This is a genomic window from Mesorhizobium sp. Cs1299R1N1 (assembly GCF_037179655.1).
Lineage (GTDB): Bacteria > Pseudomonadota > Alphaproteobacteria > Rhizobiales > Rhizobiaceae > Mesorhizobium > Mesorhizobium salmacidum.
This window is the reverse complement of the sequence record NZ_JAPYKR010000011.1, coordinates 126,849-142,799: the sequence shown is the minus strand read 5'-3', so window position 1 is coordinate 142,799 and position 15,951 is coordinate 126,849. Positions and strand designations below refer to the sequence as shown.

11 protein-coding genes and 1 pseudogene are annotated in these 15,951 nt (G+C 60.4%); 7 read left to right on the top strand and 5 right to left on the bottom strand.

Annotated features, from left to right (window positions below):
• The first annotated feature begins 49 nt into the window (after positions 1-49).
• From O7A70_RS23750 to O7A70_RS23730, 5 genes are all read left to right on the top strand, one after another.
• The gene (locus tag O7A70_RS23750; RefSeq protein WP_337142588.1) at positions 50-3,046 is read left to right on the top strand and encodes a TrlF family AAA-like ATPase; all 2,997 of its coding nucleotides are present in this window, start codon (positions 50-52) and stop codon (positions 3,044-3,046) included.
• 270 nt (positions 3,047-3,316) lie between these two features.
• A complete protein-coding gene (locus O7A70_RS23745) occupies positions 3,317-4,576 on the top strand; it encodes a metallophosphoesterase family protein (RefSeq protein ID WP_337142587.1) in 1,260 nt (419 codons plus the stop codon).
• Positions 4,573-8,043, top strand: coding sequence for an AAA family ATPase (locus O7A70_RS23740; protein ID WP_337142586.1), 3,471 nt, complete (start codon positions 4,573-4,575; stop codon positions 8,041-8,043). The genes O7A70_RS23745 and O7A70_RS23740 overlap by 4 nt, the downstream gene beginning before the upstream one ends.
• 207 nt (positions 8,044-8,250) lie before the next feature.
• On the top strand, positions 8,251-8,940 hold the full coding sequence (locus tag O7A70_RS23735) for a DUF6088 family protein (protein WP_337142585.1): 690 nt from the start codon (positions 8,251-8,253) through the stop codon (positions 8,938-8,940).
• A 128-nt stretch (positions 8,941-9,068) separates the two neighbouring features.
• Positions 9,069-9,650: a nucleotidyl transferase AbiEii/AbiGii toxin family protein gene (locus tag O7A70_RS23730; protein ID WP_337142584.1), complete on the top strand. Its 582-nt coding sequence runs from the start codon at positions 9,069-9,071 to the stop codon at positions 9,648-9,650.
• 250 nt (positions 9,651-9,900) lie between these two features.
• Here O7A70_RS23730 and O7A70_RS23725 read toward each other — a convergent pair whose 3' ends face one another.
• The 5 genes and pseudogenes from O7A70_RS23725 to O7A70_RS23705 form a co-directional block, all read right to left on the bottom strand.
• Entirely contained in the window at positions 9,901-10,272 is a 372-nt protein-coding gene (locus tag O7A70_RS23725) for a hypothetical protein (RefSeq protein ID WP_337142583.1), read from the bottom strand.
• A 434-nt stretch (positions 10,273-10,706) separates the two neighbouring features.
• Positions 10,707-11,255, bottom strand: coding sequence for a hypothetical protein (locus O7A70_RS23720; protein WP_337142582.1), 549 nt, complete (start codon positions 11,253-11,255; stop codon positions 10,707-10,709).
• The gene (locus O7A70_RS23715; RefSeq protein WP_337142581.1) at positions 11,248-11,730 is read right to left on the bottom strand and encodes a MotA/TolQ/ExbB proton channel family protein; all 483 of its coding nucleotides are present in this window, start codon (positions 11,728-11,730) and stop codon (positions 11,248-11,250) included. The genes O7A70_RS23720 and O7A70_RS23715 overlap by 8 nt, the downstream gene beginning before the upstream one ends.
• Positions 11,731-11,968: 238 nt before the next feature.
• A pseudogene (locus tag O7A70_RS23710) lies at positions 11,969-12,295 on the bottom strand (transposase); the annotation flags it as partial.
• Between the two features lie 590 nt (positions 12,296-12,885).
• Positions 12,886-13,404 (bottom strand): hypothetical protein, encoded by a 519-nt coding sequence (locus O7A70_RS23705; RefSeq protein ID WP_337142580.1) that lies wholly within the window; start codon positions 13,402-13,404, stop codon positions 12,886-12,888.
• Between O7A70_RS23705 and O7A70_RS23700 the strand changes: the two genes are divergently transcribed.
• Together O7A70_RS23700 and O7A70_RS23695 are read left to right on the top strand one after the other, a co-directional pair.
• Positions 13,373-14,566 (top strand): cytochrome P450, encoded by a 1,194-nt coding sequence (locus tag O7A70_RS23700; protein ID WP_337142579.1) that lies wholly within the window; start codon positions 13,373-13,375, stop codon positions 14,564-14,566. The two genes, O7A70_RS23705 and O7A70_RS23700, sit on opposite strands and share 32 nt — an antisense overlap.
• Before the next feature lie 94 nt (positions 14,567-14,660).
• Positions 14,661-15,950, top strand: a complete 1,290-nt coding sequence (locus O7A70_RS23695; protein WP_337142578.1) for a cytochrome P450 — start codon at positions 14,661-14,663, stop codon at positions 15,948-15,950.
• The last annotated feature ends 1 nt before the right edge of the window (position 15,951 follow it).

Below are 15,951 nucleotides of genomic sequence, written 5' to 3'. Positions count from 1 at the left end.
ACAGGCGTGGTTTCTTCGGATCGGAAAACCGTCACCTGGAGTGCTTCGGATGAGCGAGTCCCCGACGTCGCGTGCTATCAAACGAGAGGCTCATCGAGGCTCGCAATGGCTTAAGTGGGACCTGCATTTACACGCGCCCGGTACGAAGCTCTCTTGCGGATATGGCAAACCGGACGACGCGACGTGGAAACGCTTCGTGGCTATACTCGAACAATCCGAGGTCCAGGCCTTTGGTATAACGGACTATTTTTCGTTCGACGGCTACCTGAACACGGTCAAATGGTATCGCCAATCGTATCCGGACTCGGCCAAGCTGGTGATCCCGAACCTGGAGCTGCGTTTGACCGAGACGGTCAGCATCGATGGCAAAAACGTCAACACGCATGTGCTGATAGACCCGGCTGTCGCGACGTGCGAAGCCTTGAGCAAGTTCCTCAACGACCTGGAAACGCACATATCCGTTGGTGGCAGACGGTTACGCTGCAGCGAACTGACGTCTGCGAATTACGCTGCGGCCACCGTCAGCATACATGATGTCGAGGACTCGCTAAAAGGATGTTTCGCGCCGGAGCAATACATTATCGTCACCGCCGCCGGAAACGATGGCCTGCGCGGTACCGCCAAAAATTCCCAGCGTAGCAAATCCATTTCCGATGAACTCGACAGGATCAGTAGCGCTTTCTTTGGGAAGTCGAATAGCACGGCATTCTTCCTGAGCGACTCGCGGTACGAGGACGCGTCGAAGTCGGAACCTAAGCCCCTCTATGACTCCAGTGACGCTCATTCCTTCGAGGACCTCGGACGTTTGACAGGGGACGAACCGAGCTATCAATCGACGTGGATCAAGGCCAATCTGACTTTCCGAGGTCTCCGTCAGACGATCTTCGAACCGGAACATCGCGTCTTTGTCGGAGACCGTCCAACCGTTCTCGTCCGGCTCGAGCGCGAGGCGACGCAGTTCATCGACAGGCTGGAGATTAATCCCCTCGCCCCCTATGCCGGTCATAACGGGACCTGGTTTCGGAATGTCGATATCCCGTTCAACCCTGAGCTGACTGCTATAATCGGGAACAAGGGAAGCGGCAAAAGCGCTGTCGCGGATATTGTCGCACTGCTCGGAAATACTCGCCAAGCGAAATATTTCTCGTTTCTAACCGACAGTCAAACGAACAGGAAATTCAAACGGCCCGGGTTCGCCGAGAATTTTTCGGGTCGTCTCGTATGGAAGAGCGGGAGCGTTGTCGAACGGACTTTGAACGATGATGTCGATGAACTTTCGCCGGAGGCGGTCAAATACCTGCCACAGAACTACTTCGAGGCCCTGACGAACGAAATCGAAGTCCAGGCGCTGCGTCGGGAAATCGAAGACGTCGTATTTTCGCACGTCGACATCAGCGACAAGATGGACGCCAAGAGCTTCCACGATCTCGAAGAACGGAAGACGTTGAACAGTCGACAGGAAGCTAGTCAGATCAAAACGAAGCTGCGGGAACTCAACATCAGGATTCTCGAGCTCGAGGATCAGAGCGAACCTGAATTCAAGACCAAACTGAAGGCGGAACTAGGGGTCCTTCAGAAGCAGGTATCCACACTCGAAGCGTCAAAGCCTCTTGAGGAAGCTGTCCCGGCTGCGCAGAGTGCGGAACAGGAAGCGGCGACAGAAGAAATCGCGTCACAAACCCGGTTGCTGGATGACCTTGCTGCGCGTGAAAAGAGCGCCGTCACGCGGCTCGGTCGCCACAAGACTACCTTGCAAGAGGCCAGCGAATTCAAGGACGCGGTAAATGCCCTGAAAAGCCGTGTGCAAGGCGACAAGGAGGTTTTCAAAACCAAGTATAGCGGTCTCGATTTAGATGTTGATCAAGTCATTAGGCTTACCGTTAATCTCGAAGAGGTCACGAAGAAGATTGAGGCTATGAACGAAGAAATCGTGGCGACTGAGCGCGAGAGTGCCATGATTTTCGATCCGAAGACCGATCTTTCCACAGTCGCCAGTGTACCCGAACTGCGTGCTGCGCAGAAATATATTGCCGATCGCATAGCCGAGACGCGCGCCGCTCTCTCGGCGCCCCAACAGCGCTATCAAAGGTATGTGCAGGCCGTCCGCGAGATATCCGAGCAGATCAGCAATATAGTCGGTCAAAAGGACTCGCCGAAACTAGGGACGATCGCGGAACTGGAGGCCCGCATTGCTCGGATCGACAACGATCTGCCGGGGGAGTTGTCCAAGGTGTATGAAGACCGTAAGGCGCTGTGCTTGGCCCTCTTCGAAAGCAAGCACAAGATAAGAACGTTCTACGAGGGTTTGAAAACCAAGGTCGAGTCGCGGCTCACCGTGGTGAGTACCGGGGATTTCAAGGTGTCGATCGACGCGTCTTTTGTACCGTCTCCCAAGTTCGGTGAAGAATTCTTCAACCATCTGAACCAAAACGTGAGCGGTCCCTTCCGCGGAGTCGCGGAAGGCGCGCGCGCCCTTCAACAGAAGCTATCGATAGTCGACTGGAACTCCTTCGAAAGCATCTTTGCCTTTGTGGACGATGTGGTCAGATCGATGAAATCGGGTGGCATCAGACGGCAGACCAAAGACGTCAAGAAATTCTACGACTTTCTTTATTCGCTCGAATACTTCGAGCCCCGGTACGAGTTGAGACTGGGAGGCAAAGATCTGAACCAGCTTTCCCCCGGAGAGAAGGGGCTTCTGCTGCTGGTCTTCTACCTACACCTGGACACCGACAGCTCACCCCTCATCATCGACCAACCCGAGGACAATCTCGACAACGACAGCATATTTGCGGTACTCGCAAGGTGTATTCGCGACGCGAAGAAAACCCGGCAGGTCATATTGGTGACGCATAACCCAAACCTGGCGATCGGAGCCGACGCCGAACAAATCGTCTATGTCCGGTTGGATAAGGTGAACGGTTACAGGTTCAGCTATGATTGTGGCGCGATCGAGAACCCGAATACCAACGGCCATATCGTAAGGGTGCTCGAAGGTTCGCGGCCCGCCTTCGTGCAACGTCGACTCAAGTACCAAATCACCTGATCGCGGAGCGGCCTCGGTCAGAAAGTCCGCCAAGGCAACGGCCCTTTGCTCCCCCTCACTCAGAATTTGAGAGGGCGGAACGCCCAGTACATGCCGGCTGTGGTTTTTGTGACGCCCTGAACCTAAGCCTCACGTTTCTCCCTTGCCGGGCTCGGCCGAGTTTCAACAATCACACCCTCCAACGCGATAAAAAGCCAATGCAACGTGTCGTGAAATTCTTCTATCGAGCCTCGGTCGATCACCGGTATGTTCGTGGGCGGAGACCGCTCGATGGCATTTCGATTCGTACACACGGCTGATATTCATCTCGACTCGCCACTGCGTTCGCTGGCGATGCGAAACCCCGACCTTGCCGAACTTGTCGGAGACGCCAGCCGTCAGGCATTTGTCTCGATCGTGGATCTCTGCCTTGCGGAACGTGTCGATGCGCTGGTCATTGCCGGCGATCTCTATGATGGCGATCAGACGTCGATGAAAACGGCGCGGTTTCTGGCGACACAGATGACACGACTTCACCAGGCCGGCATTAGGGTTCTCAAGATCCGTGGCAATCATGATGCCATGTCGCGGATATCGAAACAGCTCGTGTTCCCGGACACGGTCACGATTTTCGGCGGCCGTCCCCAGTCAGTGCTGCAGACAGCAGGCCGGCTCGACGTCGTGTTCCATGGCTTGAGCTTTGCCAGCCCCAAGGCACCGGACAGTCTACTTCCCAAATATTCAGCTCCGCGTGAAGGCGCGGTCAATGTCGGCATCATGCATACGAGCCTGGCCGGATCGCCCGGCCACGACGTCTACGCTCCCTGCAGCGTCGCTGACCTGCACAGCCATGGCTTCGACTACTGGGCCCTTGGGCACATCCATGTTCGCCAAGTCCATCCCGGGGCGAGCACCGTGGTGATGCCAGGAATTCCACAGGGCAGGGACATCAACGAGGCGGGCGAGAAATCGGTCACCCTGGTGACGATACGAGACGACCGCACCGTCGAGATCGAGGAACGGCTAACCAGTATTGCGCAATTCGAGCGGGTGAGCGTCGACGTGACCGAAACGGTGGAATGGTCCGAAGTCGTTGGGCGAGTCCGCTCCGCGCTCGAAGATGTGCGTGCTTCCGTCAAGTCCCGTCATGCTGTGGTCCGTCTCCGCGTGACCGGGGCGTCACCTCTATCCTGGGCGCTGATCCGTGACCGCGACCTGCTGCTCGCAGAAGCTGAGCAGGTCGCGGAACAAACGGGGGACACCTGGGTGGAGAAGCTCGAGCTTAACGTTTCTCCATCCGCAGTCGAAACATCCGAGGGCGTCGCTGATCCGATTTTCGAACTCGGTCAATCCATGCACGCCGATGCCAGCTCGGACGCCTTCCGTGCTGAGGCGAGAGCGTTTGTCCAGAAGATGGTCGCCGATCTTCCGGCCGACGGGCGCGATTTCGCCGGCAAGGACGAGGCTGGGCTGGAGTTGTTCCTCGACAGGGTGCTCGCCAGCGGCGCTGACCTGGTCACGGCCCGCCTCAAGGCCGGCGGGTCACAATGAGGCTCCGGCGACTTGATCTCATCCGCTATGGCAAGTTCACCGATAGGACGATCGACTTCGGGCCAAAACCGGAATCCGGTCCCGACCTGCATATCGTGTTCGGCCTGAACGAGGCCGGCAAGTCGACCGCGCTTTCCGGCTATCTCGACCTGCTGTTTGGAATCGAGGAACGCAGCCGCTACAATTTCCTGCACGAGTACAGCGCGATGCGCATCGGCGGGGTGCTCGAACTCGGCGGCGCGGAGCACACGTTCACACGCACGAAGCAGCGCACCAACTCGTTGTTGAACGCGACTGGCCAACCGGTCAGCGAAATGGCGATATCGGCACATCTCGCCGGGCTGTCTCGCGACGCATACGAGACCATGTTTTCGTTGGACGACGAAACGCTGGAAGCAGGTGGAAAATCAATCCTGGAATCGCGCGGTGATCTTGGCAAGCTGCTGTTCACGGCCAGCGCTGGCCTCGGGCACGCAAGCGATACATTGAGCGTGCTGGAGGCCGAAGCGGACAGGCTCTATCGCAAGCAGGCACACGGAACCGAGCTTGCGCTGCTCAAGAAGCGGCTTGCGGAACTGAAGTCCGGGAAGGAGGCGATCGACACCTTGGCGTCGACGTTCGAGACTCTCGAGACAGAGCGTCTGGACGCCACGGAAAAATACGACCGCAGTATCGCCGAACGGTCGGTGCTGTCGGCTCGGCTCGATATGATCGCGAAATATCTTCGCGCGATCCCGATTCTTGCCGATATCCGGCGTAAGCAAGCCCAGCTGGGCGAGTTGCCTGAGATCGCTTCACCGGCACGGACCTGGACGGGCAGCGTCGCGGACATGATCGAGACCGACGCCAGTCTGAGAACGCGGCTATCTGCGAGTGGGGACGAGCTCGAGCGGGTGACCACAAAAATCGTCTCGGTCGATGTGGACGCGGTGATCCTTGCGGTGTCCGAACGGGTTCGCGGCCTAGCCGACCGGAAGGTGCGCCACGTCTCGGCCGGCCTTGACCTGCCAAGTCGCAGGACGGAGCTGCAAATCCTCGACAATGCCGTGGCGACCTGCCTTTCCGCCCTTGGAAGGTCCTCCGAGCCACGCCCTGCCAATCTGCTCTTGCCTGCTGCAACCGTTGGCGCTGTGCGCGCCATGGTCGAGCAGCGATCCGGGATCGTTACAAGCGTGCACGTTGCGCGTGAGGAGGCCGCGGCAGCTGCTGATGCGCTTCAGGCGGCACGCGAGCGGGTCGGCGAAGAACGGGCCGTGCCTGAGCCTGCCAGGGCGAGGCTGCTTTCGGCTTTGTCGACGGCAAGGGTCAGCGGGCACATTGGGGAAACCAAGGCGGCACGCGAGGCAGCGGATGCGGGTGCAACTCGATGGGAGGCCGCGATCGCGCGCTTGCATCCCTGGTCGGGAGATGCGCAGGCATTGGCCAGGGTCGCCATTCCGAATGCTGGGCGGCTTGGCGCATGGAAGACGCTGGCCACAGAGCTCGGGAAGAGCAGGGGCGTCCTTTCCGAACGTCTTGCCGAGCACCAGGGCAATCACGATTTGCTGTCGGCGCGGCTGGATGCCCTTCGCGCCTCAGTCGATGTCACCGACGATGAAGCCGCCGCCGTCATTCGTCGCGCCCGGGATGAAGCCTGGGCAAGGCATCGCGATGACCTCACTGGGGACACGGCGGACGAGTTCGCGGCAGCACTGGCTCGAGATGACAGTGTCGGAGCAGGCCGTCTGGCCAACGCGCGGGAGCTCGTTGAGATTCGCACGGCAAGCCGCAGCCTCGCTGAAACCGCTGCCACCATCGCGCATGCGCGAGACCAACTTGCGCGCAACAGCTCGGACCGGGAGGCCGTAATCTCGGAAATTCGCGTAGCGGCAAAAGAGCTATGCGGAGAGTGCCTGGAAATTTCCTCCGAACGGCTGATTGAGCTAATCGAGAATCGCATTGCTGCCCGGGTCGAAGCGCTCGCGGCCTGGGATGAGATCGAGCTTGCCCGCAAGAAAGCCGAGCGGGCGGTTGATGAGAGAGACCAAATACGCCTGGCGCTGAGCGGGGCTCTGGCGAGTGTCGGCGTCGGTTCAGATCCCGCCGACAGCCTTGAGACGGTTATGGCGGTGGCAGAGTTGTTCCTTGACAGGCAATTCAAGGTGGACGCCGAGCGTACCGAGACGCTCAAGACCGTTGGCACACGGCAAGAGGATCTGGCCGCCAGGCAGCGAGCCGTCGACGTGGCAGAGCGACGTGAGGACGAATGGCTGGCCGGCGTTGCCGAAGCGCTCAAGGGCACCTGGCTCGAGAGCGGCATATCGGCGGCCGGCGTCGGCAGCGTCCTCGATCAATTGACTGAACTGTCCAAGAGTCTTCAAGACCGCGACGCCATGCAGCTCCGCATCGAAAAGATGGAGGCAGACAGAGACAGTTTCTTGGTTGAGGTTACTGCCGTTGCAGCCGAGGCGGGCGAGGTGGCGGACAACGAAGAACCGGAACAGCTAGCGATCGGGCTTGCCGAGCGCCTGGAGCGCGCCGAACGCACGCGCGAGGCGAAGGCAAATCTCGTCAATGACCTGCAGCGCCTGCAGGAAGCGCGTGAGATCCTCAATGCCGAGATTTCGGCACATGAGCGCCGCAAAAACGAGGTCCTGAGCGTCTTTGGCGTGGCCACGCTATCCGAAGTCGTGCAACGCGACGAACTGCTGCGTGACAGGGATCGCCTGCGCACAACCGTGGCCGAACTTGAGGAGCAGGTGTCGTCCGAGCTCGCGGTGGAAGGGTTCGAGCAGGCGCGTTCGATATTGGATGCTGTCGATCTCGACAGTCTTGCAATCGAGAAGGCTGAGGCCGAACAAAGGCTTCGCGCTTCTGACGAGGCGATACAGCAGCAGCTCATTCGACAGACACGCGCGACCGACAAGCTGGACGCTATTGGCGGCGACAGCGCTGTTGCCCGAATAGATGCCGAACGGCGCACCCTCCTTCTGGAAATCGAGGAAAAGGCCGTCCGTTATATCGAGCTGAAATTGGGAATAATGTCGGCTGGAAATGCTCTGCGTCTCTACCGCGAGCGTCACCGCTCCGGGATGATGGAGCGCGCATCAGACGCCTTCGCCCTCATGACGCGCGGACAGTACTCTGGCCTGACAACTCAACCTGTGAAGGGTGGGGAAGTGCTCATCGCGTTACAGCGCGGTGGGCAATCCAAGGTCGCCGACGCGCTGTCAAAGGGCGCGCGCTTTCAGCTCTATCTGGCCCTGAGGCTTGCGGGGTACTACGAGTTTGCGCTGTTTCGGCCCTCCGTGCCCTTCATCGCAGACGACATCATGGAAACCTTCGACCATGTCCGTTCCGAGGAGGTCTTCAGGTTGTTTGGCGAAATGGCAAGTGCCGGTCAGGTGATCTATCTTACGCATCATCAGCACCTGTGTGAGATCGCCAAGGCTGTTGTGCCGAGCGTAACGATTCACGAACTTGGATAGGTAATGGGTGATTGTTTCGCTACCGCTCTACGTCGATGACGGCGCTACCAACCATTTGATGAGGACGTCGAGCTCGGCAATTACCTGGATTGTTAGCAGCAATGTAGCCAGATTTTTCGTCCGAAATATGTAGACATTTTTCGGACATTGCATGCTTGGCGTTTGTCCGAAATACGTGTACATATTTCGGACATGCGCGAGACTCGATTGAACCTGAAGACGCTTATCCAAAATCGCATGGCGACAAGTCCACCAGGCACGGTCTGGACGCCTGCGGATTTTCTTGATCTCGGTAATCGCGATGCGGTGGACAAAGTGCTGCAACGGATGGTCAAGGCCGCTGAGCTGCGCCGGATTGATCGCGGACTCTACGATCGGCCGACATTCAACACCTTGACCCAGCAGAAAAGCCCACCAGACCCCCGTGGCGTCATCGACGCCGTGGCGCGGCGCGATCAGATCCGGGTCCTCGTCGACGGCATGACCGCAGCAAATGACCTCGGCCTGACCGACGCGGTCCCGGCCCGCATCGTCGTTCACGCCGACGCGCGGTTGCGGCCGATTCGCCTTGGCAGCCTCGACATCACCTTCCGGCCCACCTCGGCCAGCAAACTCTATTGGGCCGGACGCCCGGCAATGCGCGTCGTCCAGGCGCTGCATTGGATGCGCGATATGCTGAGCCAGGATAACGGGAACCAGAAACTGTTGCGGCGCCTGCGCCTCCTGCTGAACGATCCCGACAAAGGTGATCGCCTCCGCGCCGACCTGGCCGAAGGCCTGCCAACCCTTCCCGCCTGGATGCAGGTTCTGTTGAAGCCTCTGCTGAAGGACGCCGCTGAGGTATCCCAAGGCCCGATCCAGCCGAGTGGGACTACGCCACCGAGAATGCCGAGCTAATGAATTCTGCTTATGACCAGGTTCTGAGCGCCGACGCCGAGACAAGAGCAGGCCTGTTTACGAAAACAGCTCAGCGTCTTAGCTCCACGCCGCAGAATATCGAAAAGGATTTTTGAGTCTGCTGGACCTTGGACGCGCTGTTCAACGGCATGCCAGACGGTAGTCCACGGCTGCTGTTCAAAGGCGGCACTTCCCTTTCCAAGGGGTTTGGCCTGATCAGCCGGTTCTCGGAAGACATCGACGTCACTGTGTTCCGCGATGATCTGGGGGAGGGGACGTCGATCGCCGAACTCCAAAACCTCAGTCGTACCAAGCGCGAGGCCAAGTTGGATGCCATCAAGGACGCCTGTTCGGCCTACATCCAAGGACCGATGGCGGAGGCATTGACTGCGTTAGTAGCTGCTTCCGCAGAGCGCACGGGACTGCCGCTCGAAGACTTTCAGGTACGAACTGACGACGATGACAGGCAGACCCTCCTGCTTTGGTATCCGACCGCGACGCCCATTGAGGCGTATGTCCGTCCGGCAGTAAAGATTGAGTCAGGCGCGAAGTCGGCACTCGATCCGAACACACCGCAGATCATTCGACCCTATGTCGATGAGGACGTGCCATGTATTGGACGGGAACGTATGCCTTTGAGGGCGACAAGGTATGCGTACACTTCATGGCCGGCCCAACCCGGAAAGGGAGTCGGTGTCAGATTGCAATGATCGGCACAGTGTATTGGCTGATTGCTACGAACGGCGACCGGTGGAAGGTCAAGTCGATCACACCCGTGGCTGAGCCTGCGCCGAAACCGTCATAGCAATGTCCGGTTGCCAAGGCCAAACGTGTTTCATCCTGCGCGTTAAGCCCACCGGCCTCGAGCGCAGCCCAGGCTGTGGGCGGCCTGGACCATTTCGCGCTGAATGATCTTTCAGAGCCAGCGTGTCCTTTTTGGGCGCGCTGGCTCTGGTGACTTCAGTTCGGATAATTTCCGTCGGGATTGTCGTCGTTGATGGCGAAGCCACTGCCGGTATCGACCATGAGCCTCTGGTCGAGATTATCAAGCCTGCGCAGTAATTGCTGAGATTGGGCAGCCGGTATCTTGCCGTGGTCCGCGGCGGCCGTTCTTTCGGCGGCCTGGGTGATACGAACTACCTGTATGTGCAGCCTTTGGGCCTCGGCCGGCGTGATCGTGTTCTGCTGCCTTGCGTCAGCAATGCCTTGGTCCACACCCTGCGCCTGATCGGCAATCGAGGTCGGCGTCGCGTTGGCATAGGCGCCGGCGAACGGAACAGTGATGAGAAGGGTGATGAGGGTTACTGTCTTGAGAGTCCTGAAAGAGCGCATGATTGCGCCTCCTTTTTTCCTGGGGTGAGGGGCGATTGCTTCGCCTCGCCTTCCATCTGCGGGCCGTCCGGTTCCGTCGCGTCGCGATGCGCGGTTCATCGCCGGCGGTTCTCGGCCCACAACACAGGTAGGAGTGCCCGCGGCAAATTATAATCATCCAAAGGATTGTCCCTCATGCCTTGTTGTATGCATCAGGGCGCCCTAGTGGGCACTGTCGCGGCGCTGTTGGACGGACACAAATGAGCCACGGCGCCATCTTCCCAAGCTGCAGGAGCGGAACACGAAGCGAAAAACTCGGCTACGACCCCGGCTGTGTATAGCGAGGGGGCGAACGCCGCTTTGGTAGTCCTTTGCCGGCAGGGCCGGTTGCGGCCGTGCGTAGAACATCGGCTCGCGTGTATCGAGACCGGCGTCGGCGGCCTGCATCTTCATCTCTACCCCAGTGCCGTCGGCTTCCGCCTTGCCCATCGCATCTTGAAGCTGTTGGGCCGCCTGCTGGCTCCAGGGCAGTACGTAGGCGCGCGGCTCAGGTGAGCCAGCCGTGGTGAGCCATACGTAGATGGCCCGCTGACGTGACCTTCACCGGGATAGGATATGTGACGTTCACACCACGATACATGTGAACATTGACGGTATATTCGCCAGCGGGAGCCCCCCCGCGAATAGGCAACTTCATGGTGGGAGTCGGTCATGTCCGGCGTCATGCCCAGGTCGTCGCGCAGCAGATCGAACACCTTGCGGCTCTTGTTGGAGTAGCCGACCGGCACACCCCCGGGCGCCTGGACCCACAGATCGACGTCGGCGTCGAGCTTGCCGGGCCATTGCATCTCGACGGCGACGTCTCCGGGCGCCGTGACGCCATCGGTTTCGTTCGCCGTGGCTGGCGGGTTCATCACCGTCATCATGAGCATGGTCATGAGGACGAAGCCGCCGAGCATCAAGAGCGCGGTGTCGAGCCAGACGGTGAGAGTTTCCTCATCCATCGAAGTTACCGAGCAGGCGAAGATTGATCTTAAGCCACTGGTTCGTGGCTATACCGAGCAGCGTCGCATAGAGCGCGACATACATGCCGTCGATGACCGACGCGATCATCGGGCGGATCGCATTGGGGTCGACCGAGCCGCCGGCGCGCGCCGCAGAGAAAGCGACGATGAGCCCAACTACGGTTCCAAGCAGCCCGATCCGCACCACGTGAGTCGCCAGCCAATCGATATCGCGCCAGCGCTGAAGGAAGACGCACAGAATGCCCAGGGCGCCGATGGCTGCGATCAACCAGCACAGAAACGCGTTGTTGCCGGCGAACGCTTTACCGGCAATGCCGGCGACCCACAGCCCGACGATTCCCGCAGCGCCGGCCGTGATGTGCTCAAGCTTCTGCACGAGGGCCGAAACGACGCCGCACACGACCTCCGCAGCCCCGCTCAATTCCGGACAGCTATAGACAATTGCGGACTGCACATCGGCTTTCGCTGGTCGCAACACGTCGTCACGGGCAAAAATACGGGGCGGCCGCGAAACACAATCCGGACGCTTACCATTTTTGTCTATGCTGAAAGTAGCTGGGGCGGAGCAGATTGGCGTTCTAAAGCCGTGAACTACGCTGAGCGTGCCCGACGATCTCTCCGTCTCCCTCGAATATATCGACGATGTCGGCATCCCTAGCCTGACGGAACGGCGCTGTTCCGGTACCGCCTCGTAGGATGCTGTTCTGCGCGCTGATGTGATGAAAGACGCCGGCGATCGTGCGGCGAACGCGGGAGTTGAACCCTTCGACCGAATTGACCTGGACGGCACCGCGTTTTCGCAGCTCGAGTGCTTCACAGTCTCATGATCAGCGAAACTCTCGCCAATTGCCATGAAGGCTTTCCCTTCGTCGCTTCATCAAGCGTGCAGGGGGTGGATCTGCGTCTCGATGATGCGCTCCGTGGCACGCAACGAAAGCCCCCTCACCACTGCTAGCCGGCGCTTCACCGACCGAAGTTCCAGCCGCGCTGCCGTTCGGCCGCTGGATCACTGCCATCAGCGAACCTTAATGCACGGTGATGAGCTTTTGATGAAGCAACGATCTGGTCGCCTTCGGTGCTTTTCGATGAGCTCTCCGTCGGTGACGATCGACGGGAGTTTTGCCGGTTGCAGTCAGCGGGTTCCGCTTCGGTGCGTGTCCGCCTCCCTCGGGTACGTCACGAGCCATGGTAGCCGATCGAGCACCGTGCTTTGGAGACCATATTGGCCGATGCTTGGAGCACGACGAATTGTCGGCTCTCGAATCACAGGGGCCTTTGCTTGTTCCCTCTGATGACGGGCACTGACTATGCCCCGGAGGTGTTCGATCCGTCCATTTTGTACGGAATTCGACAAAACTAATATGACCCGCTCACCGCGACACGTGAAGGAATTCAACAAGAACCGACTGCTGCGCCTCTGGCATGTCTCTTGCTGCTAGAGCTGTGACATTACACGCCAATAGAGGCGTTTGATGTCTGCAGGTAGCTGTCTCAGTTCAGGTGAGACGACAGTTCCATCCGCCACACACGAGAATGTCCATGACACGCGCCCCTGCAGCAGCAGCATTCCTTCTCACGGCTTTGGCCTCAGCCCAAGCCTCTTCAAAGGTTAGTTCGCGTTCGAGCATCTGGAACAGTCAACCGGCACACACAATAAACCGTTCACCGTCCGGTCCTCGCTTTGTGCTGTGCTCAAAATATTACATCCCCTGGTGCGAGCCGGCTCCAGATGGTCCCGCGGCCGAGCGCTGCCACCGCGCTTCGAGACGCGGCCGTTTCGACTGACCTCGCTGGATTCATAGCGCCTGGGCGCGAGACCCGAGATATGCGCCGGCGCTGGAGGATCGACGGAAGCGGGAAGCATCGTCACAGGTCGAGGCAATCGACGCAAGAGCACGGTGACGACGCCGAGAGCCGTCCTGAACAGGCGGGCCATGGCATTCTGTTTCGCGGCAGCGAGAACGCGCGCGGCGAGAACCTTGATCCGCTCAATGATGAATCTGCGGGCCTCCATCATCGTCTCTATGATCGCGTTGATCTCGGGCGCCTGCCGGTCACCTTCCGCCCTTCCATCGCTTAGAGAGTGAAGTGCCACCATGCCCGAACAATCCTTGCCGACGCTGCGCATCGATCACATCGAACCGTCGCCCGAGATGTTGGCGCTACGCGCCAAGGGTCCGATCCACCGCGTGCGTTTCCCGTCCGGGCACGAAGGCTGGTGGGTGACAGGCTACGACGAGGCCGAGGCGGTGCTGTCCGACGAGGCGTTCCGGCCGGCGGGAATGCCGCCGCCGGCATTCACACCGGATTCGGTCATTCTCGGTTCGCCGGGGTGGCTGGTCTCGCACGAGGGGGGCGAGCATGCCCGGCTACGCACGATCGTGGCGCCGGCCTTCAGCAACCGCAGGGTGAAGCTGCTCGCGCAGCAGGTCGAAGCGATCGCCGAGCAGTTGTTCGAGACCTTGGCGGCCCAGCCCCAGCCCGTCGACCTGCGGCGACACCTCTCCTTTCCGCTTCCCGCAATGGTCATCAGCGCGCTGATGGGTGTGCTCTACGAGGATCACACCTTTTTCGCCGGGCTGTCCGACGAGGTGATGACGCACCAGCATGCAAGCGGCCCGCGTAGCGCCTCGCGCGTGGCCTGGGAAGAACTGCGCGCCTACATTCGCGGCAAGATGCGGGACAAGCGTCAGGATCCGGGCGACAACCTGCTGACGGATTTGCTCGCCGCCGTCGACCAGGGCAAGGCGACCGAGGAAGAGGCGATCGGCCTGGCGGCGGGCATGCTGGTGGCTGGGCACGAGAGCACCGTCGCGCAGATCGAATTCGGCCTCCTGGCCATGTTCCGCCATCCGCAACAGCGCGAACGCCTGGTAGACAATCCATCCCTGGTGGACAAGGCGGTTGAGGAAATTCTGCGCATGTACCCGCCGGGCGCGGGCTGGGACGGCATCATGCGCTATCCGAGGACCGACGTGACCATCGCGGGCGTGCATATTCCCGCGGAGAGCAAGGTGCTGGTCGGCCTGCCGGCGACGTCTTTCGATCCGCGCCATTTCGACAACCCGGAACTCTTCGACATCGGACGCGACGAAAACCCGCACCTGGCGTTCTCCTACGGGCCGCACTACTGCATCGGCGTGGCGCTGGCCAGGCTGGAACTCAAGGTGGTGTTCGGTTCGATCTTCCAGCGCTTTCCCGCGCTGCGCCTGGCAGTGGCGCCTGAAGAACTGAAGTTGCGCAAGGAGATCATCACTGGCGGGTTCGAGGAACTCCCGGTGCTCTGGTGATGTGCGGACGCCGCCGGGAATCGCGATCTTCTCCGCAATTTGCCGGCGCGCCTGGCGCGCGCCGGCCAGATCAGCCAGCCAACAGGTAGCCGAGATGGACGTGCAAGAAACCACGGCAGCATGCCGGGACGCCTTCGCCGAACTGGCGTCGCCAGCGTGCATCCACGACCCGTATCCGTTCATGCGGTGGTTGCGCGAGCACGATCCGGTGCATCGCGCGGCGTCGGGCCTCTTTCTGTTGAGCCGCCATGCCGACATCTATTGGGCGTTCAAGGCCACGGGCGATGCGTTTCGCGGACCGGCACCGGGCGAACTAGCGCGCTATTTCCCGCGTGCGGCGACCAGCCTGTCACTCAATCTGCTGGCGTCCACGCTAGCGATGAAGGAACCACCGACGCATACACGTCTGCGCCGGCTGATCTCGCGCGATTTCACCATCCAAAAGATCGACAACCTGCGGCCGAGCATAGCGCGCATCGCCGCAGCATGCCTGGACGGCATGGCGCCCGCGCTGGAACGCGGGGAGGCGGTGGACCTGCATCGGGAATTCGCGCTGGCCTTGCCCGTGCTGGTCTTTTCCGAACTGTTCGGCATGCCCCAGGACGACATGTTGGGGCTCGCCGCCGGCATCGCCGCGATTCTGGAAGGTCTGAGCCCGCACGCCAACGATCCCCAACTCGCCGCGGCGGACGCGGCCAGTGCCAAGGTGCAGGCCTACTTCGGTGACCTCATACCGCGCAAGCGCATCAATCCACGCCGCGACATCGTGTCGATGCTGGTCGGCGCACACGACGACGATGCCGACACGCTGTCGGATGCGGAGTTGATCAGCATGCTCTGGGGCATGCTGCTGGGCGGCTTCGCCACCACTGCTGCGACCATCGACCATGCGGTCCTGGCGATGCTGGCGTATCCCGAACAGCGGCACTGGCTGCAGGGAGACGCCGTGGGGGTGGAGGCATTCGTCGAAGAAGTCCTGCGCTGCGACGCGCCCGCCATGTTCAGCTCTATCCCGCGTATCGCCCGGCGCGACATCGAACTGGGCGGCGTGGTGATCCCGAAGAACGCGGACGTGCGCGTGCTAATCGCGGCCGGCAATCGCGACCCCGACGCCTTCGCCGATCCCGATCGCTTCGATCCCGCGCGGTTCTACGGCACCATCCCTGGCATGTCGACCGACGGGAAGATCATGCTGAGCTTCGGCCACGGCATCCACTTTTGCCTCGGTGCGCAACTGGCCCGGGTGGAGTTGGCCGAAAGCCTGCCGCGGGTTCAGGCGCGCTTCCCTACCTTGGCATTGGCCGAGCAACCAACCCGGGAGCCCTCCGCGTTCCTTAGGACGTTCCGCGCGATGCCCGTGCGGCTGCATGCGCAGGAGGGCTGAG